Origin of the sequence: Pseudomonas sp. AF32 (assembly GCF_022342325.2) — a bacterium.
Lineage (GTDB): Bacteria > Pseudomonadota > Gammaproteobacteria > Pseudomonadales > Pseudomonadaceae > Aquipseudomonas > Aquipseudomonas uvaldensis.
The window spans coordinates 154,570-176,681 of record NZ_RQJK02000002.1; the positions used below are offsets into that span (position 1 = coordinate 154,570).

15 protein-coding genes are annotated in these 22,112 nt (G+C 61.8%); 12 read left to right on the forward strand and 3 right to left on the reverse strand.

Annotation, left to right across the window (positions count from 1 at the left end; all coding sequences use genetic code 11):
• Positions 1 to 191 precede the first annotated feature (191 nt).
• Positions 192 to 1,568: an L-serine ammonia-lyase gene (locus tag EGM97_RS02930; RefSeq protein WP_238960785.1), complete on the reverse strand. Its 1,377-nt coding sequence runs from the start codon at positions 1,566 to 1,568 to the stop codon at positions 192 to 194.
• Positions 1,569 to 1,984: 416 nt separating this feature from the next.
• Between EGM97_RS02930 and EGM97_RS02935 the strand changes: the two genes are divergently transcribed.
• The 3 genes from EGM97_RS02935 (at position 1,985) to choV (ending at position 5,016) form a co-directional block, all read left to right on the forward strand.
• Positions 1,985 to 2,932, forward strand: coding sequence for a choline ABC transporter substrate-binding protein (locus EGM97_RS02935; protein ID WP_238960783.1), 948 nt, complete (start codon positions 1,985 to 1,987; stop codon positions 2,930 to 2,932).
• A gap of 63 nt (positions 2,933 to 2,995) precedes the next feature.
• Positions 2,996 to 3,841, forward strand: a complete 846-nt coding sequence (gene choW, locus EGM97_RS02940) for a choline ABC transporter permease subunit (protein WP_053156093.1) — start codon at positions 2,996 to 2,998, stop codon at positions 3,839 to 3,841.
• Positions 3,838 to 5,016 (forward strand): choline ABC transporter ATP-binding protein, encoded by a 1,179-nt coding sequence (choV, locus tag EGM97_RS02945; RefSeq protein ID WP_238960782.1) that lies wholly within the window; start codon positions 3,838 to 3,840, stop codon positions 5,014 to 5,016. Before choW ends, choV begins: the two co-directional genes overlap by 4 nt.
• A 228-nt stretch (positions 5,017 to 5,244) precedes the next feature.
• Here the strand turns inward: choV and EGM97_RS02950 are convergent, their stop codons facing one another.
• The gene (locus tag EGM97_RS02950) at positions 5,245 to 6,813 is read right to left on the reverse strand and encodes a BCCT family transporter (RefSeq protein WP_238960826.1); all 1,569 of its coding nucleotides are present in this window, start codon (positions 6,811 to 6,813) and stop codon (positions 5,245 to 5,247) included.
• Between the two features lie 361 nt (positions 6,814 to 7,174).
• Here EGM97_RS02950 and betI point away from each other — a divergent pair, with 361 nt between their 5' ends.
• The 9 genes from betI (at position 7,175) to yccS (ending at position 21,215) form a co-directional block, all read left to right on the forward strand.
• Positions 7,175 to 7,795, forward strand: a complete 621-nt coding sequence (betI, locus tag EGM97_RS02955) for a transcriptional regulator BetI (RefSeq protein ID WP_232776710.1) — start codon at positions 7,175 to 7,177, stop codon at positions 7,793 to 7,795.
• An 80-nt stretch (positions 7,796 to 7,875) separates the two neighbouring features.
• Positions 7,876 to 9,348, forward strand: a complete 1,473-nt coding sequence (betB, locus tag EGM97_RS02960; RefSeq protein ID WP_238960780.1) for a betaine-aldehyde dehydrogenase — start codon at positions 7,876 to 7,878, stop codon at positions 9,346 to 9,348.
• Between the two features lie 223 nt (positions 9,349 to 9,571).
• Positions 9,572 to 11,263 (forward strand): choline dehydrogenase, encoded by a 1,692-nt coding sequence (gene betA / locus EGM97_RS02965; RefSeq protein ID WP_238960779.1) that lies wholly within the window; start codon positions 9,572 to 9,574, stop codon positions 11,261 to 11,263.
• A gap of 313 nt (positions 11,264 to 11,576) precedes the next feature.
• Positions 11,577 to 13,019 (forward strand): TldD/PmbA family protein, encoded by a 1,443-nt coding sequence (locus EGM97_RS02970; RefSeq protein ID WP_238960776.1) that lies wholly within the window; start codon positions 11,577 to 11,579, stop codon positions 13,017 to 13,019.
• A complete protein-coding gene (locus EGM97_RS02975; protein WP_238960775.1) occupies positions 13,019 to 14,356 on the forward strand; it encodes a TldD/PmbA family protein in 1,338 nt (445 codons plus the stop codon). The genes EGM97_RS02970 and EGM97_RS02975 overlap by 1 nt, the downstream gene beginning before the upstream one ends.
• 206 nt (positions 14,357 to 14,562) lie before the next feature.
• Complete coding sequence (gene mdtD / locus EGM97_RS02980; RefSeq protein ID WP_238960773.1) at positions 14,563 to 15,990, forward strand: multidrug transporter subunit MdtD; 1,428 nt, start codon at positions 14,563 to 14,565, stop codon at positions 15,988 to 15,990.
• A 138-nt stretch (positions 15,991 to 16,128) separates the two neighbouring features.
• The gene (gene dbpA, locus EGM97_RS02985; protein ID WP_238960825.1) at positions 16,129 to 17,466 is read left to right on the forward strand and encodes an ATP-dependent RNA helicase DbpA; all 1,338 of its coding nucleotides are present in this window, start codon (positions 16,129 to 16,131) and stop codon (positions 17,464 to 17,466) included.
• Between the two features lie 150 nt (positions 17,467 to 17,616).
• On the forward strand, positions 17,617 to 18,795 hold the full coding sequence (locus EGM97_RS02990) for a BaiN/RdsA family NAD(P)/FAD-dependent oxidoreductase (protein ID WP_238960772.1): 1,179 nt from the start codon (positions 17,617 to 17,619) through the stop codon (positions 18,793 to 18,795).
• A gap of 236 nt (positions 18,796 to 19,031) precedes the next feature.
• Positions 19,032 to 21,215 (forward strand): YccS family putative transporter, encoded by a 2,184-nt coding sequence (yccS, locus tag EGM97_RS02995; protein WP_238960770.1) that lies wholly within the window; start codon positions 19,032 to 19,034, stop codon positions 21,213 to 21,215.
• 26 nt (positions 21,216 to 21,241) lie between these two features.
• Here the strand turns inward: yccS and EGM97_RS03000 are convergent, their stop codons facing one another.
• Positions 21,242 to 21,979: a substrate-binding periplasmic protein gene (locus tag EGM97_RS03000; protein ID WP_238960768.1), complete on the reverse strand. Its 738-nt coding sequence runs from the start codon at positions 21,977 to 21,979 to the stop codon at positions 21,242 to 21,244.
• Positions 21,980 to 22,112: the final 133 nt, after the last annotated feature.

Below are 22,112 nucleotides of genomic sequence, written 5' to 3' on the forward strand. Positions count from 1 at the left end.
TAAAAGGTGGCGTGCCTGGGGCCTGCTGCTCATTTTTCGAGCGATTTGAAAGCATTTGTGGCGAGGGGATTTATCCCCGTTGGGGCGCGAAGCGGCCCCTCAGTTTTTTCTGATACAGCGAGTCATTTGAATGAGGGGCCGCTTCGCAGCCCAACGGGGATTTATCCCCTCGCCACAGGTGCCGGGTGTTGTCAGCACTCCACCGCACTGACCGCCAACCCGCCCCGCGAAGTCTCTTTATATTTGTCATGCATGTCGGCGCCGGTATCCCGCATGGTACGGATCACCCGGTCCAGGGAAATGAAATGCTGGCCGTCGCCGCGCAGCGCCATCTGTGCAGCGTTGATAGCTTTCACGGCGGCAATGGCGTTGCGCTCGATGCACGGCACCTGTACCAGGCCCCCCACCGGATCGCAGGTCAGGCCGAGGTTGTGTTCCAGGCCGATTTCCGCCGCGTTGCACAGTTGTTCCGGCGTAGCGCCCAACACCTCCGCCAGCCCTGCCGCTGCCATGGCGCAGGCCGAGCCCACTTCCCCCTGGCAGCCGACTTCGGCGCCGGAGATCGACGCATTCTTCTTGCAGAGAATGCCCACCGCCGCCGCACCGAGGAAATAATCCACCACGTTGGCGTCGGTAACGTCCTCGCTGAACTTCATGAAGTAATGCAGCACCGCCGGAATGATGCCCGCCGCGCCATTCGTCGGCGCCGTCACCATGCGCCCACCGGCAGCGTTCTCCTCGTTGACCGCCAGGGCGTACAGGTTGACCCATTCCATCGCGCTCAACGTCGAGCCGATGACATTGGGCTTGTTCAACTCCTGCAAGCTGCGGTGCAACTTGGCCGCACGCCGACGCACGTTCAAACCGCCGGGCAGAATGCCTTCATGCTTGAGGCCATGCTCGACGCATTCCTGCATGGCGCGCCAGAGTTTCATCAGACCGCTGCGAATTTCTTCTTCCGAACGCCAGACCTTTTCGTTGGCCATCATCAACTCGGCGACGCGCAGGTTGTGAGTGCGACACAGCTCAAGCAACTCTTGGGCACTGGAAAAATCGTAAGGCAACTCGGTCGTGTCCAGGTCCACCACGCCGCTGGACGCCTGGGCCTGATCGACCACGAAGCCGCCGCCGACCGAATAGTAAGTGTCACGGTGCAACTCGCCGTTGTCGCCTTCGGCCACCAGCGTCATTGCGTTGGGGTGGAACGGCAGGTTTTCATCGATCAGGCGCATGTCCCGTGCCCAGATGAATGGCACCGAGAGGCGGTTATCCAGCAGCAGGGTTTCGGTTTCCCGCAGCCGCTCGATGCGCGGGCCGATCTGCGACGGGTCGATTGCGTCCGGCCACTCTCCCATCAAGCCCATGATCACCGCGTTGTCGCTGCCATGGCCAATACCGGTGGCCGACAACGAACCGTATAACTGCACTTCGATCCGGCGCACATTCTCCAGAAGCGACATCCCGCGCAGCGCCTCAACGAACAGCGCCGCGGCGCGCATGGGCCCCACGGTGTGGGAACTGGACGGACCGATACCGATTTTAAACAGGTCGAAAACACTGATTGCCATTGCCTAGAACCTCCAGAACGGGCACCGGAGCGCCCAGTGACGGAGCTGCTACGCTCAACGCCGGGATGGCCGCATCATCCGGCTTTTGCCTTGGGGTTCGACGTCTGACACCGACGCAATCATGCCCACCAACGTCGCCTGGTTTACGACCGGCTCCTGCGCCGTTTTTTTGCGTGTCAGGGACCGGCCAGGGGCGGAAAAAATCTGTAAACGACGTCACCGACACTGGATGCGACCATCCCTGTACTGGATACGACCCACCCTGTAGGCGACAGATTTGCACTGGTACATGATCGGTTACGGCTCGTTTTCAAGGCCGCGTGTCGAGACAGTGTTCACGCGCCACCAACCGCAACACTCATACAAAGCGCGGTTGTCCGACCGGACACCGCCGATAAAACACCAGGAGTCCACTCATGAAAGGTTCCAAGCCGTTGTTGTTGGCCGCCATGCTGAGTCTTCCGATGCTGGCCAACGCTGCTGAACCCGCACAATGCAGCACCGTCAACTTCTCCGACGTCGGTTGGACCGACATCACCGTGACCACCGCCACCACCAGCGTGATTCTCCAGGCCCTGGGCTACAAGACCAAGACCACCATGATTTCCGTACCGGTGACCTACAAGTCCCTGGCCGACGGCAAGAACATGGATGTATTCCTCGGCAACTGGATGCCGACCATGGAGAACGACATCAAGCCCTACCGCGATGCCGGCACCGTGGAAACCGTGCGCACCAACCTCAAGGGGGCCAAGTACACCCTCGCCGTGCCCCAGGGCCTGTACGACAAGGGCCTGCATGATTTCTCCGACATCGCCAAATTCAAGAAAGAACTCGACGGCAAGATCTATGGCATCGAGCCGGGCAACGATGGTAACCGGCTGATCCAAAGCATGATCGACAAGAACGCCTTCGGTCTGAAGGACGCCGGCTTCAAGGTTGTCGAATCCAGCGAAGCGGGCATGCTGTCGCAGGTTGAGCGGGCCTCGAAACGCGGCACCGACGTGGTGTTCCTCGGCTGGGCACCGCACCCGATGAATACCCGCTTCAAGATCCAGTACCTGACCGGCGGCGATGACTTCTTCGGTCCGGAATTTGGCGCAGCCACCGTGGCGACCAACACCCGCAAGGGTTACGTCCAGGAATGCAGCAACGTCGGCCAGCTGTTGAAGAACCTTGAGTTCACCGTCGACATGGAAAGCAAACTGATGGGCAACGTGCTCGACGACAAGATGAAGCCGGAGGCCGCCGCCAAGGCCTGGCTGCAGAAAAACCCACAAGTACTCGATAGCTGGCTCGCTGGCGTGACCACCATTGACGGTAAACCTGGCCTGGAAGCCGTGAAAGCCAAGCTCGCCCAGTAATCGTTATGCCGGGCGGGTTCGCCCGCCCGGGCTGTTTATCCCTTGCATGCGGACGTTCATACCATGCTGATTGATCAGAAAATACCCTTAGGCCAGTACATCGCGAGCTTCGTCGAATGGCTGACGCAACACGGCGCCAGTACCTTCGATGCCATCGCCGCGTCACTTGAAGCGATGATCCACGGCGTGACATTTGCGCTGACCTGGTTCAACCCGCTGGCGTTGATCGGCCTTATCGCCCTGCTGGCACACTTCATCCAGCGCAAATGGGGCCTGACGGTATTCGTCATCGCGTCGTTCCTGCTGATCCTGAACCTGGGTTACTGGCAGGAAACCATGGAAACCCTCGCCCAGGTGATGTTCGCCACCCTGGTTTGCGTAGTGATCGGCGTGCCGCTGGGCATTGTTGCCGCGCACAAGCCGATGTTCTACACGATGATGCGTCCGGTGCTCGATCTGATGCAGACCGTACCGACCTTCGTGTACCTCATTCCTACCCTGACCCTTTTCGGTCTGGGTGTGGTCCCGGGCCTGATCTCAACGGTGGTGTTCGCGATTGCCGCGCCCATCCGCCTGACTTACCTGGGCATCTGCGACGTTCCGGAAGAACTGATGGACGCCGGCAAGGCCTTCGGCTGCTCCCGTCGCCAGCTCCTGTCGCGCATCGAACTGCCCCATGCGATGCCCAGCATCGCGGCCGGTGTCACCCAGTGCATCATGCTGTCGTTGTCGATGGTGGTGATCGCCGCGCTGGTGGGCGCCGATGGCCTGGGCAAACCCGTGGTCAACGCACTGAACACCGCCGATATCGCCCTGGGCTTCGAAGCAGGCCTGGCAATCGTACTGCTGGCGATCATGCTCGACCGAATCTGCAAACAACCCGACGCAAAAGCAGGGGGTGACGCATGAGCATCATTCGTTTCGAAGACGTCGATGTCATTTTCTCCAACCGCCCCAAGGCCGCACTGGACCTGCTGGACAAAGGTTTTTCGCGTCCGGAGATCCTGCAGCAGACCGGCCTGATCGTTGGCGTGGAAAAAGCCAGCCTGTCCATCGAGAAAGGTGAGATCTGCGTCCTGATGGGCCTTTCCGGTTCTGGCAAATCCAGCCTGCTGCGCTGCATCAACGGCTTGAACACCGTCAGTCGTGGCAAGTTGTTCGTCGAGCACGAAGGACGGCAGATCGACATCGCCTCCTGCTCCCCTGCCGAACTGAAGATGATGCGCACCAAGCGCATCGCCATGGTGTTCCAGAAGTTCGCCCTGATGCCTTGGCTGACCGTGCGCGAGAACATCAGCTTCGGCCTGGAAATGCAGGGCCGCCCCGAGAAGGAACGACGCAAGCTGGTGGATGAAAAACTCGAGCTGGTGGGCCTGACCCAGTGGCGCAACAAGAAACCCAACGAGCTGTCCGGCGGTATGCAGCAGCGGGTGGGCCTGGCCCGTGCCCTGGCGATGGACGCCGACATTCTGCTGATGGACGAACCCTTCTCGGCCCTCGACCCGCTGATCCGCCAAGGCCTGCAGGATGAGTTGCTGGTACTGCAACGCAAACTGCAGAAGACCATCGTGTTCGTCAGCCATGACCTGGACGAAGCCCTGAAACTGGGCAGCCGTATCGCGATCATGAAGGATGGCAAGATCATCCAGTACAGCAAGCCGGAAGAGATCGTGCTGAACCCGGCGGACGACTATGTGCGCACCTTCGTCGCCCATACCAACCCGCTCAACGTGCTCTGCGGTCGCAGCCTGATGCGCACCCTGGACAATTGCAAGCGCATCAACGGTTCGGTGTGCCTGGATCCGGGCGGTGACTCCTGGCTCGACCTGGCCGAGGGCAACACCATCAAGGGTGCACGCCAGAACGGAGCGGCACTGGATCTGCAGAACTGGGTCCAGGGGCAACCCGTCGACGGCCTGGGTCGTCGCCCGACACTGGTAGACTCCAACATCGGCATGCGCGATGCGTTGCAGATTCGCTACCAGACCGGCAACAAACTGGTGCTCCACGACAACCAGAAAGTGGTCGGGATCCTCGGCGACAGCGAGCTGTACCACGCGCTGCTCGGCAAGAACCTGGGCTGAGCCCACCCCAACAAAAACGCCGTGAGAGATCGCGGCGTTTTTGTTGGTGCGGTGTTCAAGCCAAACACCGCCCCTGTGGCGAGGGGATTTAGCGAAACGTCGCACCGCCCCGTTGGGTTGCGAAGCGACCCCAAGACGGTTGAATGCAATAAACCAGATATACCGAGGCGGCAGTTTTAGGGCTGCTTTGCAGCCCAACGGGGATAAATCCCCTCGCCACAACAGTGTTTACAACTGTCGGTCCAGTTGCATCATGCGCTCGCTGAAACGATGCCAGTCACGGGTCGCCAACGCGGCCTGTTCCTGCTCGATCTGCACATCCCGGCGCATGGCCTTGTGCAAGCCAAACATGAAGAACACCAGCACCACCGAGAACGGTAATCCGGCCAGCACCACCATGGTTTGCATGGCTTCGAAGTTACCGGCAAACAACAGACCGATGGTCACCAGCGTAATCACCACCGACCAGAAGATCCGCAGCCAATGTGGCGCATCTTCATCCACCGTGCCGCCCTTGCACGAAAGGTTGGCCATCATCACGGCACCGGAGTCCGCCGGTGTCAGGAACAGCACGAAACCGACAAAGATCGACACGCCGATTACCACTTTCGACGCCGGGTAATGCTCGAGCAATTGGTAGATCGCCATGGAGGGCTGTTCCAGCGCCGTCTTGCCCAGTTCCACGGCGCCCTGGTTCATCACCAGGTCCAGGGCCGAGTTACCGAAGATCGACAGCCAGGCCAAGGTAAAGCCCAGGGGAATCAACAACACGCCGGCCACCAGTTCGCGCACCGTGCGGCCACGGGAAATACGCGCAATGAACATGCCCACGAATGGCGCCCAGGAAATCCACCAGGCCCAGTAGAACAGGGTCCACAGGCCCAGCCAGCGGTCGGCCTCGGCGCCGTCGCCCTGATACACGTACAGGTCGAAAGTCTTCAGTACCACGCCGTTGAGGTAATCGCCGATGTTCTGCACGAAGCCGTTGAGCAGGTGCAGGGTCGGACCGAACAGCAAGACGAAGATCAGCAAGCAACTGAACAGCACGATGTTCAGGTTGGACAGCCGGCGGATGCCGTTTTCCACACCGGACACGGCCGCGACGGTCGCCACGGTGCTCATGACGATGATCACGATCAGCAGGTTGGTGTTGCTGTGTGCCATGCCAAACAGGTTTTCCAGCCCGGACGCGACCTGCAGGGAACCGATCCCCAGGTTCGTCACCAACCCCAGCAAGGTCACGAACATGCCGAAACCGTCCACGGCGTGTCCGGCAGCCCCCTTGACCCAACGTTCGCCCACCAGCGGATACAACGCCGAACGCAAGGCCAGTGGCTGATGATGCCGGTAGGCGAAATACGCCACGGCCAGGCCGACCAGAGCGTAGATCGCCCAACCGTGCAGGCCCCAATGCAGGAAGGTTAGCTGCACCGCCTGACGCGCCGCCTGATGGGTACCGGCCGCGCCCTCCGGCGGATTGAAGAAGTGATCCAACGGCTCGGAGGCGCCGAAGTACAGCAGCGAAATACCGATGCCCGACGAAAACAGCATCCCGGCCCAGGCCCCGTAGCTAAAGTCCGGCGTATCGTCCCGGCTGCCCAGCTTGAGCTTGCCGTAGGAAGAAAATGCCAGGCCGACCACGAAGACCAGATAGGCCGCAATCACCACCATGTAGTACCAGCCGAAGCTGCGCGACAGCCACGCCTGGGCGATGCCGAGCAACCGACCGGCCTCCTGCGGCGTGGCGATCAGGACGGCGGTCAGCAGCAGGATCAACACGGTGGAGGTGTAGAACACCCAACCGTTGACCGTCACCTTCTGCGGTGGGTTTTTTATTAGAGAGGCAGAACTCATTGCACGGATGCTCCAGGCAGTGCGAGAGAAGGACATGACACGCAATCCCCGACCAATCGGTAAGTGGGCAGCCGACCGGCGGGTGTTATAAAGACACCCGCAAAGCGCCTGCCCCGCAAATCGTGGGTCATAGGCTTCGGATGTCTTGTTTCTGCGCCATTTACACGTAGGAAATTTCGGTAAATCGCGACGAATTGTCGCAGAGCTTATTCTTTGTTGATTGAACGTTCAATCAAAACAAAATAGACTGGCCCTCGATGGCTGGACGTGACCCGTCCGCCGGATGGCCTAAGGAGATGTGCAGATGCCCAAGGTCGGTATGCAACCCATACGCCGCCAGCAATTGATCGAAGCCACGTTGCAGGCTGTCGATCAGGTCGGGATGGGGGACGCCAGCATTGCGCTGATTGCCCGCTTGGCCGGTGTCTCGAATGGCATCATCAGTCACTACTTTCAGGACAAGAATGGCCTGATCGCGGCCACGGCCCAGTACCTGATGACTGTCCTGAGCGAGAACGTCACCGCGCGCCGTCAGGCGCTGGAGGATACGAGCCCGCGGGCGCACCTCAAGGTGATCATCGAAGGCAACTTCGACGCCAGCCAGGTCAACGGCCCGGCAATGAAAACCTGGCTGGCCTTCTGGGCCACCAGCATGCATCACCCGTCTTTGCACAGGTTGCAGCGGATCAACGATCACCGTCTGTATTCCAACCTGTGTTGCCAGTTCCGTCGCGTGTTGCCCGTCGATGAGGCGCGCAGTGCGGCACGGGGCCTGGCCGCTCTGATCGACGGGTTGTGGCTGCGCGGCGCGCTGTCGGGAGACGCGTTCGACACCGCCCAGGCACACCGGATCGCTTACGAATACATGGATTTCCAACTGGCCAAGTCAGGGGCGCCAGAGCACACAGAACCGCTCGACTCCTGAACCGCCACCGACCCGCGTAGTCAGCTGTGAAGGACGCGCCCGGTGGATACGCCAACCACTTATGCACTTGCGAGGACTTTATGGCCCGTTTCGAACTGCAAAAACTCTACATCGATGGCGCGTACAGCGATGCCAGCGGCGACGCCACTTTCGAAGCCATCAACCCGGCCAACGGTGAAGTGCTCGCCCTGGTGCAACGCGCGACCAAGGAAGACGTCGAGCGCGCCGTGGTCAGCGCCGAAAAGGGTCAGAAAGTCTGGGCGGCCATGACCGCCATGCAGCGCTCGCGCATCCTGCGCCGCGCCGTGGACATCCTGCGCGAGCGCAACGATGAACTGGCCGCGCTGGAAACCCTGGACACCGGCAAGGCCTACTCCGAAACCCGTTACGTGGATATCGTCACCGGCGCCGACGTGCTGGAGTACTACGCCGGCCTGGTGCCCGCCATCGAAGGCGAGCAGATCCCGCTGCGCGACACCTCTTTTGTCTACACCCGTCGCGAGCCCCTGGGCGTGGTGGCCGGTATCGGCGCATGGAACTACCCGATCCAGATCGCCCTCTGGAAATCCGCCCCGGCCCTGGCGGCCGGCAACGCGATGATCTTCAAGCCAAGCGAAGTCACCTCGCTGACCACCCTCAAGCTGGCCGAGATCTACACCGAAGCAGGCGTTCCGGCGGGTGTCTTCAACGTCCTGACCGGCAGCGGTCGTGAAGTCGGCACCTGGCTGACCGAGCACCCACGCATCGAGAAAGTCTCCTTCACCGGCGGTACCGACACCGGCAAGAAAGTCATGGCCAGCGCTTCGAGCTCGTCGCTCAAGGACGTGACCATGGAGCTGGGCGGCAAGTCGCCGTTGATCATCTGCGACGACGCCGACCTCGATCGCGCCGCCGACACTGCGATGATGGCCAACTTCTACAGTTCCGGCCAGGTCTGCACCAACGGCACCCGCGTGTTCGTACCGAGCCATCTCAAGGCTGCATTCGAAGCCAAGATTGCCGAACGCGTGGCGCGCATCCGCGTGGGAAATCCAGAGGACGAAAACACCAACTTCGGCCCGCTGGTGAGCTTCGCCCACATGGAGAGCGTGTTGGGCTACATCGAGAAAGGCAAGGCTGAAGGCGCACGCCTGCTGTGCGGCGGCGGTCGCCTGACCGACGGCGAGTTTGCCAAGGGTGCATTCGTCGCTCCGACGGTGTTCACCGACTGCACAGACGACATGACCATCGTGCGCGAAGAAATCTTTGGCCCGGTGATGAGCATCCTCACCTATGACACCGAGGAAGAAGTCATCCGCCGCGCCAACGATACTGATTTCGGCCTGGCTGCCGGCGTCGTGACCCGCGACCTCAACCGCGCCCACCGCATCATTCACCAACTGGAAGCCGGTATCTGCTGGATCAACGCCTGGGGCGAGTCCGACGCCAAGATGCCGGTCGGTGGCTACAAGCAATCGGGCGTGGGCCGCGAGAACGGGATCAGCTCGCTGAACAACTTCACGCGCATCAAATCGGTACAGGTCGAGTTGGGCAATTACGCGTCGGTGTTCTGATCTGACGTTGGACCTGGGGACGGGCGGAGGCTTTTATGGCGAGGGGATTTATCCCCGCTGGGCTACGGAGTAGCCCCAAAAGCTGCGAACTCATTCTGCCTGACACACCGAGATCCCAGGTTCCGGGGCTGCTTCGCAGCCCAGCGGGGATAAATCCCCTCGCCACAAGTTGCGCGGCGCCAAGGCAACCGCGACCTGAACCCATTAAAAGAGGGTGCATTTCATGTCCCAAGAATTCGATTACATCATCATCGGTGCCGGCTCGGCCGGTAACACCCTGGCAACCCGCCTGACCGAAGACGAAGGCGTCACCGTCCTGCTGCTCGAAGCCGGCGGCCCGGACTATCGTCTGGACTTCCGCACCCAGATGCCCGCCGCCCTGGCGTTCCCGCTGCAAGGCCGGCGCTACAACTGGGCCTACGAGACCGACCCGGAGCCGCACATGAACGGCCGCCGCATGGAGTGCGGTCGCGGCAAGGGGCTGGGTGGTTCTTCGTTGATCAATGGCATGTGCTACATCCGTGGCAACGCCCTGGACTATGACAACTGGGCAAAACTGCCTGGCCTCGAAGACTGGACCTATCTGGACTGCCTGCCGTATTTCCGCAAGGCGGAAACCCGTGACATCGGCCCGAACGACTACCACGGCGGCGACGGTCCGGTCAGCGTGACCACGCCCAAGCCCGGCAACAACCCACTGTTCCAGGCCATGGTCGAAGCCGGCGTCCAGGCCGGTTACCCGCGCACCGAAGACCTCAACGGTTATCAGCAGGAAGGCTTCGGCCCGATGGACCGCACGGTCACGCCGAATGGCCGTCGCGCCAGCACCGCCCGCGGTTACCTGGACGTCGCCAAGAAGCGCTCGACCCTGACCATCATCACCCACGCCCTGACCGACAAGATCCTGTTCGAAGGCAAGCGTGCCGTGGGTGTGCGTTACCTGGTAGGTGCCGCCGAGGAACGCGTCGAGGCCCGTGCCCGCCGGGAAGTGCTGCTGTGCTCCGGCGCCATCGCCTCCCCGCAAATTCTGCAACGCTCTGGCGTCGGTCCGGCCCAGTTGCTCAAGAGCCTCGACATTCCGGTGGTCCACGACCTGCCGGGCGTGGGTGAGAACCTGCAGGATCACCTCGAACTGTACCTGCAATACGCCTGCACCCAACCGGTTTCGCTGTACCCCTCGCTGCTCTGGTACAACCAGCCGGCGATCGGTGCCGAGTGGCTGTTCAACGGCACCGGCATTGGCGCCAGCAACCAGTTCGAAGCCGGCGGCTTCATCCGCACCCGACCGGAGTTCGAGTGGCCGAACATTCAGTATCACTTCCTGCCGGTGGCGATTAACTACAACGGCAGCAACGGTGTGAAGGAACACGGCTTCCAGGCGCACATGGGCTCCATGCGCTCGCCGAGCCGCGGCCGGATCCGACTGAAGTCCAAGGACCCGCGCCAGCATCCGAGCATCCTGTTCAACTACATGGCCACCGAGCAGGACTGGCAAGAGTTCCGCGACGGCATCCGCCTGACCCGCGAAATCATGCAACAGCCGGCGCTCGATGCGTTCCGCGGCCGCGAGATCAGCCCGGGCATCGAGGTGCAGACTGACGAGCAACTGGACCAGTTCATCCGCGAACACGCCGAAACCGCGTTCCACCCGTCCTGCTCGTGCAAGATGGGCACCGACGACATGGCCGTGGTCGATGGCGAAGGCCGTGTGCACGGCCTGCAAGGCTTGCGCGTGGTGGATGCTTCGATCATGCCGATCATCACCACTGGCAACCTGAACGCGCCGACGATCATGATGGCCGAGAAAATCGCCGACAAAATTCGCGGCCGCCAGCCCCTGCCCCGCAGCACCGCGCCGTATTATGTCGCCGGCGACGCGCCGGTGCGGGGCAAGCCGGTGCGTGACGCGCAGTAACCGTCACACCGTCTTCGCGAGCAAGCCCGCTCCCACAAGGATTCTCGGCGGACACAGATTTTGTGTCCGACACAGATCAAACTGTGGGAGCGGGCTTGCTCGCGAAGAGGCCGGCATATCCAACATCTTCATCGCCTGTCACACCGCCTTCGCGAGCAAGCCCGCTCCCACAAGGGATCCGCGGCGGACACAAATCCTGTGCCCGCCCTGACCTCCACCATCCCTTGATCCCTCCCCCACCCAGGCCTAATCTAGAGCCGCCGCGTCAATGCGCCACACCTCGCTGCACCGTCACTTCCAACAAGGAGGTTCCATGTTCGACTTCCACCCCCAGCTCAAGCAGCGCTTCGCTGCCTTGCGCACGGGCGCCGAATTTTTTTCCCTGCGTTATGTGCGCGAGTCCGGCCAGCATCTGTCGGTACGCAAGAACATCGCCGAACCGCCCAGCCTGAACCGTGACGAAGGCGCGATGCTTACCGTCCGGGTGAACGGTGTCGAGGCTTACGCGGCCACCAACAACTTGTCCCAGGCCGGCCTGCAAGCGGCGCTGGAACGGGCCGAGCAGCAAGCCCGCCGACTCAAGCCCCATGCCTTGCTCGACTTGCGCGAGCAAGCGGTATCCAGCGACCGCGCCGATTACTTCTCGCCCCATTTCGACCAGGCGTTCCCCTCGCTGAGCGATTGCTACCAACTGCTGGGCGACGAATCGGCAGCGGTCCCCCGGGACGAGCGCCTGGTGAACTGGCAAGTCAGTATCGGCCTGACCCAGGTCGAGCAGATCTACCTCAACAGCGCCGGCGCCGAACTGCGCCAGGCCCAACGTTTCATCTACCCGGCCCTGGAAGTTACCGCCTTCGACGGCCATGACAGCCAGACCCGCACCCTGGGGCGCGAGAACTTCGGCCAGCAGGGCGGCTTCGACGTCATCCAGCGTTGCGGCCTGGTCGGTGCCGGACCGAAGATCGCCGACCAGGCCCTGCAACTGCTGCTGGCACCGAACACCCCGCAAGGCCCTCGGGATCTGCTGCTGATGCCCGACCAGATGATGCTGCAGATCCACGAGTCCATCGGCCATCCGCTGGAGCTGGATCGGATCCTGGGGGACGAGCGCAATTACGCCGGCACCAGCTTCGTCAAGGCCAGTGATTTCGGGCACCTGCAATATGGCTCCAGCCTGCTGAACGTGACTTTCGACCCGGACATTCCCGAGGAACTGGCCAGCTACAGCCATGACGATGACGGCAGCCCCGCCAGCAAACAGTTCCTGATCCGCGAAGGCCTGCTGCTGCGTCCACTGGGGGGTGCGCTGTCGCAGTTCCGTGCCGGCCTGGACGGTGTCGCCAACAGCCGCGCCTGTGGCTGGAACCGCCCCCCTATCGATCGCATGGCGAACCTCAACATCGAGCCGGGCGATCAGTCTCTGGAGCAACTGATCCAGGGCATCGAGCACGGCGTGCTGATGCGCACCAACCGTTCCTGGTCCATCGACGATGCGCGGAACAAATTCCAGTTCGGTTGTGAATGGGGACAGTTGATCGAGAACGGCGAACTCAAGGGCGTGGTGAAAAACCCCAACTACCGGGGCATTTCCGCGCAGTTCTGGAAGAGCCTGCGGGCCGTGGGCGATGCCGCTACCCGACAGGTCCTCGGCACGCCGAACTGCGGCAAGGGTGAGCCGAACCAGGTCATCCGCGTCGGCCATGCATCGCCGGCGTGTGTGTTCAGCAACGTTGATGTGTTTGGGGGAGACGCCTGATGAGTACCGTCAATAATCAGGCCGAGGCGTTCAAGACGCTGGTCGACTGGCTGCACGGTGCACTGCGTGCGCCCGAACAGTTCACCCTTGGCTATGCCGCCGAATCCTCGGCCTTCGTGCGCTTCAACCATGGCAAGGTCCGTCAGGCCGGGCAGGTGCAACAGGCCAACGTAAGTTTCAAACTGATCGACGACGGTCGCCATGCCGATTTGCAGATCACCTTGTCCGGCGACACCGCGACGGACCTGCAACGCCTGGCCGAAGGGCTGCAACAACTGCGCGATACCCTGCCGCTGCTGCCAGCCGATCCGTACCTGCTGCTCAACCACAACCACTGGCATAGCGACAACGTACAGGCCCATCCGCTGCCGGACACCGAACAGGCCGTTGCCGAAATCACTGGCGCCGCCGAAGGCCTGGATCTGGTGGGGATCTATGCCGCCGGGCCCATCAGTCGCGGTTTCGCCAGCTCTGCGGGCGCGTTCGGCTGGCATCAAGCCAACAGCTTCAATTTCGACTTCAGCCTGTTCCATGAAAACGGCCAGGCCGTAAAGGCCAGCTACGCCGGACACCAGTGGAGCACCGAAGGTTTTGCCCAGCGCTTCGAACTGGCACGCCAGCAACTGGCATTCCTGGGTCAACCGCTGCGTACGCTGCCACCCGGCGAGTACCGCGCCTATCTGGCGCCGGCCGCGTTGGAAGAAATCATGGGCATGCTCAGTTGGGGCGGTTTCTCGGCCCAAGCGATTGGCAGCAAGCAGAGCCCGTTGCAGAAGTTCTACGCCGGCGAAGCGCATTTCAGCCCCAATGTGTGGCTGCGCGAGCAGGTCAGTGGCTCACTGAGCCCGGCGTTCTCCGATGAGGGTTATCCACGCGACGATCTGGCATTGATCGCCAAAGGCACGGCGCACGATCGCCTGGTCAACTCCCGCAGCGCCGCCGAATATGGCCTCGCCGCCAACGGTGCAAGCAGCTACGAGTACCCCACGGCGCTGGACATGAAAGAAGGCCACCTGGCGCAGAAGGACATTCTTGAGCAGCTCGGCACCGGGTTGTATATCAGCAACCTCTGGTACCTGAACTACTCGGATCAAGCCGCCGCCCGCCTGACCGGCATGACCCGCTTCGCCACGTTCTGGGTCGAGAATGGCCGGATTGTGGCGCCGGTCAGCACCATGCGCTTCGACGACAGTGTCTACAGCCTGCTGGGTTCGCAGCTCGAAGGCCTGACCCGGGAGCGGGAACTTCTGCTCTCGGCCAGCACCTACAGCCAAAGAGCCACGGCCTCGATGCTGCTGCCGGGGGCGTTGGTCAAGCGGTTGACGCTGACGCTGTGAACCAGATGCAAACCTGTGGTGCAGATGATGTGTGGCGAGGGGATTCATCCCCGTTGGGGTGCGAAGCGCCCCCAAATCAAATGAACACAATCAGCCTGATTCACCGAGGCGACAGTTTTGGGGCTGCTTCGCACCCCAGCGGGGATGAATCCCCTCGCCACAACAGCGACACCTGTTCCTGATCAACACATCACCCAAGAGGCCCCATGCCCAACCGCGCCCCGCTTGATGCCGTCACTGCCCGCTGGCTCCCCTGGGTGGTGGCGATCGCTTTCTTCATGCAGTCCCTGGACGGGACTATTCTCAACACGGCCCTGCCCGCCATGGCCACTGACCTGGCGGAAAACCCGCTGCGCATGCAGGGCGTGATCATCGCCTACATGCTCACCGTGGCGTTGTTGATCCCGGCCTCGGGCTGGATCGCCGACCGCTTTGGCACGAAGAAGATTTTCTTCGGCGCGATCCTGCTGTTCAGCTTCGGCTCGCTGCTGTGCGCCTTGTCCAACTCACTGACCATGCTGGTGGGCGCACGGGTGATCCAGGGACTGGGCGGCGCGCTGATGCTGCCGGTCGGCAGGCTGGTGGTGCTGCGCGCTTACCCGCGCTCGGAACTGGTGCGGATCATGGGCTTCATCACCATTCCCGGCCTGCTCGGCCCATTGATCGGCCCGACCATGGGCGGCTGGATGGTGGAGTACCTGACCTGGCATTGGATCTTCCTCATCAACCTGCCGGTGGGCGTGATCGGTTGCTATGCGGTGTGGAAATTCATCCCCGATCTGCGTGGCAGCGAACGCACGCGGTTCGATGGGCTGGGCTTCTTGCTGTTCGGCGCGGCAATGGTGTTGATCACCATCGCCATGGAAGGCTTGGGTGAACTGCATTTGCCGCACCTGCGGGTGATGTTGCTGCTGTTCGGCGGCATGGCCTGCCTCGCCGCCTACTGGTTGCGGGCCGGGCACGTCGAAAATGCCCTGTTCCCGCCCTCGCTGTTCAAGACCCGGACCTTCGCGGTGGGCATCCTCGGCAACCTGTTCGCCCGCCTGGGCAGCGGCGCCTTGCCGTTCCTGGTGCCGTTGTTGCTGCAAGTCGCCCTGGGTTATTCACCGTCTCAGGCCGGGATGAGCATGTTGCCCCTGGCGGCCGCGGCGATGGTCGCCAAGTCCGTGGCCCGACCGTTGATTGAGCGTCTGGGCTATCGCATCGTCCTGACCGGCAACACGCTGGCCTTGGGCATCATGTTGGCGAGCATGGGCCTGGTGAGCGAACAGACGCCGTACTGGCTGCTGCTGGCGCAACTGGCGGTGCTGGGAGCCATCAACTCGTTGCAATTCACGGCGATGAACACCGTGACCCTGATCGACCTCGACGACGCCAGCGCCAGCAGCGGCAACAGTTTGCTGTCCGTGGTGGCGCAACTATCCCTGAGCCTGGGCGTGGCCTGCGCCGGTGCCCTGCTCGGTGGTTTCACGGCCCAGGTCGGTAATGACGGCGTGGACACCGTACTGGGCGCGTTCCAATTGACCTTCGTGACGGTGGGGATCATGGCAATGTTGGCGGCGACGATTTTCTCCCAGTTGTCGAAGGAGGATGGCCGGCGGCGCAAGCGTCCCGATGAGCATATCGAGCACTAGAACTTTGAACCCACAGCTCGTCCAGAAGGTTCGAAGGAAGTGGCACGAGGCTGCTACACTGCGCGACATTTTGTTTTGCAGGCCCGCCCCGTGACCACCATCGCCACCGCTTTTAATACTTTGCCGCTGTCCGCTGCCATGCTGGCTAACCTCGAATCACTCGGTTATGCCCAGATGACGCCGATCCAGGCGCAAAGCTTGCCGGTGATCCTCAAGGGCATGGACCTGATCGCCCAGGCCAAGACCGGCAGCGGCAAGACCGCAGCCTTCGGCATTGGCTTGCTGAACCCGATCAACCCGCGCTACTTCGGTTGCCAGGCGCTGGTGATGTGCCCGACCCGCGAGCTGGCCGACCAGGTCGCCAAGGAAATCCGCCGCCTGGCCCGGGCCGAAGACAACATCAAGGTCCTGACCCTGTGTGGCGGCGTGTCCTTCGGCCCGCAGATCGCCTCCCTCGAACACGGCGCCCACATCATCGTCGGCACCCCGGGGCGCATCCAGCAACACCTGAGCAAGGGCACGCTGGTGCTCGACGGCCTGAACACGCTGGTGCTCGACGAAGCCGACCGCATGCTCGACATGGGCTTCTACGATGCCATCGAAGACATCATCCAGCAGACCCCGGAGCGCCGTCAGACGTTGCTGTTCTCCGCCACGTACCCGGTAGGCATCAAGCAATTGGCCTCCAAATTCATGCGCGACCCGCAGCAAGTCAAGGCCGAGGCCCTGCATTCCGACGCGCAGATCGAGCAACGCTTCTACGAAATATCCCCTGAAGCGCGCATGGAGGCCGTGGTCAAGGTGTTGGCGCATTTTCGTCCGGCCTCTTGCGTGGCCTTCTGCTTCACCAAACAGCAAGTGCAGGAAACCGTCGATCACCTGACGGCCAAGGGTATTTCCGCCGTTGGCCTGCATGGCGACCTGGAACAGCGCGACCGTGACCAGGTGCTGGCGATGTTCGCCAACCGCAGCACGTCGGTGCTGGTGGCCACCGACGTGGCGGCCCGTGGCCTGGACATCGATGCCCTGGACATGGTCATCAACGTCGAACTGGCCCGAGACCCGGAAATCCACATCCACCGCGTCGGCCGCACCGGACGCGCCGGTGAAAAAGGCATCGCGATCAGCCTGGTATCGCCGTCCGAAGCACACCGCGCCCAGGCCATCGAACAGTTACAGAAGTCCCCACTGAATTGGGACCAACTGGACAACCTCAAGCCCCAGGGCGGCGGCCCGCTGCTGCCGGCCATGAGCACCTTGTGCATCGCCGCCGGACGCAAGGACAAGGTCCGCCCCGGCGACATCCTCGGCGCCCTGACCGGTGAAGCCGGCATTCCCGGCACCCAGGTCGGCAAGATCGCGATCTTCGACTTCCAGGCTTACGTGGCCGTGGAACGTGGCATCGCCAAACAGGCACTCAAGCGCCTGAACGAAGGCAAGATCAAGGGTCGGTCGTTGCGGGTGCGGATTTTGTAAAAACGATCTTCAATCCAACGAAGATCCCCCTGTGGGAGCGGGCTTGCTCGCGAAGACGGAGTATCAGCGCATTCAATGCTGACTGGCACGCCGCCTTCGCGAGCAAGCCCGCTCCCACATTCAATTGTGGCGATTTGAGAGGACACCGTTTTGCGCTCTACCGAAGTCGTGATCATTGGCGCTGGCGCCGCAGGGTTGATGTGCGCGATGACCGCCGCCGGGCGTGGTCGACAGGTCATGTTGCTGGACCACGCCAACAAGGCTGGCAAGAAAATCCTCATGTCCGGTGGCGGGCGTTGCAATTTCACCAATATGTACACAGAACCGGGCAATTTTCTTTCGCAGAACCCGCATTTCTGCAAATCAGCCCTGGCTCGCTACACCCAGTGGGATTTCATCGCCCTGGTGGCCAAGCACGGCGTGCCCTATCACGAGAAGAAACTCGGTCAATTGTTCTGTGATAACAAGTCCAGCGACATCCTCGGCGTTCTCCTGGACGAGTGCGACCAGGCCGGTGTGAACCTGCACCTGGACACCTCCATCGAGCAGATCGAAAAAACCGACGGCGGCTATCGTTTGCAAACCACCCTCGGCGCCGTCGCCTGCCAATCCCTGGTCATCGCCACCGGCGGGCTGTCGATCCCGACCCTGGGGGCCACCGGTTTCGGTTATCAGGTGGCCAGGCAGTTCGGCCACCAACTGCTGCCGACCCGCGCCGGACTGGTGCCATTCACCATTACCGATCAACTCAAGACGCTGTGCACCGAACTTTCCGGCACGTCGGTGGACTGCCTGGTGAGCTGCAACGGCCAGAGCTTTCGCGAGAACATTCTGTTCACCCATCGCGGCCTCAGTGGCCCAGCGATCCTGCAAATCTCGTCGTTCTGGGAGCCAGGCGACACGGTGCAGATCAACCTGCTGCCGGATCACGACGTGCCGCAATGGCTACAACAACAGCAAGCCGAGCGCCCCAACAGTGAGTTGAAAACCCTGTTGGGCGAGTTGTTCACCAAGAAAATGGCCAATCTGCTGGCCGACGCCTGGTTCGTCTCCAAGCCCATGAAGCAGTACACCCACGCGGAGCTGGCGGACATCGCCGAGAAGCTGGCGAGCTGGAACGTCATCCCGGCGGGCACCGAAGGCTACCGCACCGCCGAGGTCACCCTGGGCGGCGTCGACACGCGGGAAGTCTCCTCCAAGACCATGGAATCGCTGAAAAGCCCCGGCCTGTATTTCATTGGCGAAGTGCTGGACGTCACCGGCCACCTGGGCGGGTTCAACTTTCAGTGGGCGTGGGCATCGGGGTATGCGGCGGCGCAGTACGTCTGACCTGGCATGATTTGAATGTGGTCACTAACCCCTGTGGGAGCGGGCTTGCTCGCGAATGCGGTGTGTCAGTCAATTCGATGCTGACTGACACACCGCATTCGCGAGCAAGCCCGCTCCCACATTAGTTACGCGGTGGGTCGCGGAACACTTTTTGCTGTCGGATGTGATCGCCCCCATTGCGTCGGCGTCATTACTGCCTCAAGTTAGTGTCATTGCCCGTCAGGCCTGTGCATTTCATGTCATCGACCTCGTTCCGTCAGTCTCTGCGTCGCCTTTGGGCGTTGGATAAATTCAGCTACAGCGTGCGGGTATTCATCGCCCTGACCGGCAGCATGGCGCTGTGCTGGTACCTGGACGAAATGACCCTGCTGATTCCCTTGTTCCTGGGCATCATCGCCAGCGCCCTGGCCGAGACCGATGACAATTGGCAGGGCCGTCTCAACGCACTTGCCGTGACCCTGGTCTGCTTCAGCGTTGCCGCGCTGTCGGTGGAACTGCTGTTTCCCTACCCCGTCCTGTTCATCTTCGCCCTGGCCCTGGCGAGTTTTGGCCTGACCATGCTCGGCGCCCTGGGTGAACGCTACGGCGCGATTGCCTCGGCCACGTTGATTCTTTCGGTCTACACCATGATCGGCGTGGACCAGCGTGGCGGCGCGGTCAATGACTTCTGGCACGAACCCCTGCTGTTGGTGGCCGGCGCCGCATGGTATGGCATGCTGTCGGTGCTGTGGCACGTGCTGTTTTCCAATCAGCCGGTGCAACAGAGCCTGGCGCGGTTGTTTCGCGAGCTGGGTCGCTACTTGAAACTCAAGTCGTCGTTGCTCGAACCGATTCGCCAACTGGACATCGAAGCCCGGCGTCTGGAGCTGGCCCAACAGAACGGCCGGGTGGTGGCGGCGCTCAACACGGCGAAGGAAATCATCCTGCACCGCGTCGGCAATGGCCGACCGGGTTCGAAGGTCAGCCGCTACCTGAAGTTGTATTTCCTCGCCCAGGACATCCACGAACGCGCCAGTTCCTCCCACTACCCTTACAACGCGTTGGCCGAGGCGTTCTTCCACAGCGATGTGCTCTTTCGTTGCCAACGCCTGTTGCGCCAGCAAGGCAAGGCCTGCCAGGCCCTGGCCGAGTCGATCCAGATGCGCCAGCCGTTCGTCTACGACGACACGTTTGCCGAAGCCCTCAACGACCTGCACGCGTCCCTCGAACACTTGCGTATCCAGAGCAACCCGGCCTGGCGTGGCTTGTTGCGTTCGTTGCGGGCACTGGCGGCGAACCTCGGCACCATGGACCGTTTGCTCAGCGATGCCAGCAACCCCGACGCCCTGGCCGACGCCACCGACAGCAGCTTGCTCGACCGCTCGCCGCGTAACCTCAAGGATGTCTGGCTACGCCTGCGTACCCAGCTCACGCCCACCTCGCTGTTGTTCCGCCATGCCCTGCGCCTGCCCCTGGCGCTGAGCGTCGGCTATGCCATGGTGCATTTGATCCACCCGTCCCAGGGCTACTGGATCATCCTCACCACTCTATTTGTCTGCCAACCCAACTACGGCGCGACCCGACGCAAGCTCGGCCAGAGGATCATCGGCACCGCCATCGGTCTGACCGTGGCCTGGGCGCTGTTCGACCTGTTTCCCAACCCGCTGGTGCAATCGTGCTTCGCCATTGCCGCCGGGGTGGTATTCTTCACCAATCGCACGACCCGCTACACCCTGGCGACGGCCGCGATCACCATCATGGTGCTGTTCTGCTTCAACCAGGTCGGCGACGGCTATGGGCTGTTGCTGCCGCGCCTGTTCGATACCCTGCTGGGCAGCCTGATCGCCGGGCTGGCGGTGTTCCTGTTCCTGCCGGACTGGCAGGGTCGCCGGTTGAACAAGGTGCTGGCGAATACGCTGACCTGCAACAGCATTTACCTGCGCCAGATCATGCAGCAATACGCCGCCGGCAAGCGCGATGACCTGGCCTACCGCTTGGCCCGCCGCAACGCCCATAACGCTGACGCCGCGCTGTCTACCACCCTGGCGAACATGCTGATGGAGCCGGGGCATTTCCGTAAGGAGGCCGACGTCGGATTCCGCTTCCTGGTGCTGTCGCACACGCTGCTCAGCTACCTCTCGGGCCTGGGCGCCCACCGGGGCACGGAGTTGCCGGGCGATGTGCGCGAACATTTGATCGAGGGGGCCGGGGCGAAGCTGGCCTCCAGCATCGACGAGATCGCCCAGGGTCTGACCAGCAAGACGCCAATCGCGATCCAGAGCGATGAGGAAGAAGCCCTGGCCAATGAGCTCGAACAGATGCCTGACGAAATCGATGAAGGTCAGCGACTGGTGCAGACGCAACTGGCGCTGATCTGCCGCCAGCTAGGCCCGTTGCGCACCCTGGCGGCGCACCTGATCAAGGATGCGGCCGAGGCTTGAGGCCTGCGATGAGGCCGCAACAGCCTCTACATCCCATGCTGCTTCAGTAACCGCGCATAACTTCCATCCGCCTTCATCGCGGCGATCGCCCGATCGAACCCCGCGACGATCTGCTCATGTTCCGGGTTCTTCAGACTGACCAAGATATGCAGGCTGTTTTCGCTCAGGGGCTTGGGCAGGAACTCTACGGAATTGCGCACCTTGGCCGACTCTCGGGTCAGGTAGTAACGGGCTACGTACTCATCTTCCAAAGTCAGCTTCACCCGGTCGGCGGCGAGCATGCGTACCGCCATCGCAAAATTATGCACAGGGACTTTCTGCAACTGCTGGTCTTCATCGAATGCCTTTGAATAGGCATAACCGCGAACCACGGCGATGGGATAGGCGTATAGCTGTTGCAGATTGTCGAACTCGACGGTGGCATCCTTGCGTTTGAGAAAGCGCACGCGGTTGAGCAGGTATTCGGCGGAGAACTGGCCTATCAGGGTGCGCTCCTCGCTGTACCAGGCATTGACCAGCACGTCATAACGGCCTTCGCTGATCCCCAGCATCGCTCGGGCCCAGGGTACCTGCTCGAATTCACTGGCATAACCCGCCCGCGCCAGCGCGGTACTGACGATGTCGGTCGCCAGTCCCCCATTGACCAGCGTCGAATCGGTAAAAGGTGGCCATCCATCGCCCACCAGGCGCAATTTCTGCGCGCAGGCGTCGTAGCCCCATAACAGCAACCCGATCAAAACAAGAGCTCGATGCAATCGCGGCATGCCAAACATCCTTGAAGGGTGCAAAGCCCGTGTTTTTAGCCGAAACTCAGGCACAGCCCGAAACCTGCGTTCTAACATTAGCTCATTGAAGCCACTGCGCAGCGCCTGCCAACAGATTACATAAAGGCGACAG

Coding starts and splice junctions, on each gene's coding strand:
- EGM97_RS02930 (WP_238960785.1), bottom strand. CDS start 1,568: ATGGCAATCAGTGTTTTCGACCTGTTTAAAATCGGTATCGGTCCGTCC.
- EGM97_RS02935 (WP_238960783.1), top strand. CDS start 1,985: ATGAAAGGTTCCAAGCCGTTGTTGTTGGCCGCCATGCTGAGTCTTCCG.
- choW (WP_053156093.1), top strand. CDS start 2,996: ATGCTGATTGATCAGAAAATACCCTTAGGCCAGTACATCGCGAGCTTC.
- choV (WP_238960782.1), top strand. CDS start 3,838: ATGAGCATCATTCGTTTCGAAGACGTCGATGTCATTTTCTCCAACCGC.
- betI (WP_232776710.1), top strand. CDS start 7,175: ATGCCCAAGGTCGGTATGCAACCCATACGCCGCCAGCAATTGATCGAA.
- betB (WP_238960780.1), top strand. CDS start 7,876: ATGGCCCGTTTCGAACTGCAAAAACTCTACATCGATGGCGCGTACAGC.
- betA (WP_238960779.1), top strand. CDS start 9,572: ATGTCCCAAGAATTCGATTACATCATCATCGGTGCCGGCTCGGCCGGT.
- EGM97_RS02970 (WP_238960776.1), top strand. CDS start 11,577: ATGTTCGACTTCCACCCCCAGCTCAAGCAGCGCTTCGCTGCCTTGCGC.
- EGM97_RS02975 (WP_238960775.1), top strand. CDS start 13,019: ATGAGTACCGTCAATAATCAGGCCGAGGCGTTCAAGACGCTGGTCGAC.
- mdtD (WP_238960773.1), top strand. CDS start 14,563: ATGCCCAACCGCGCCCCGCTTGATGCCGTCACTGCCCGCTGGCTCCCC.
- dbpA (WP_238960825.1), top strand. CDS start 16,129: ATGCTGGCTAACCTCGAATCACTCGGTTATGCCCAGATGACGCCGATC.
- yccS (WP_238960770.1), top strand. CDS start 19,032: ATGTCATCGACCTCGTTCCGTCAGTCTCTGCGTCGCCTTTGGGCGTTG.
- EGM97_RS03000 (WP_238960768.1), bottom strand. CDS start 21,979: ATGCCGCGATTGCATCGAGCTCTTGTTTTGATCGGGTTGCTGTTATGG.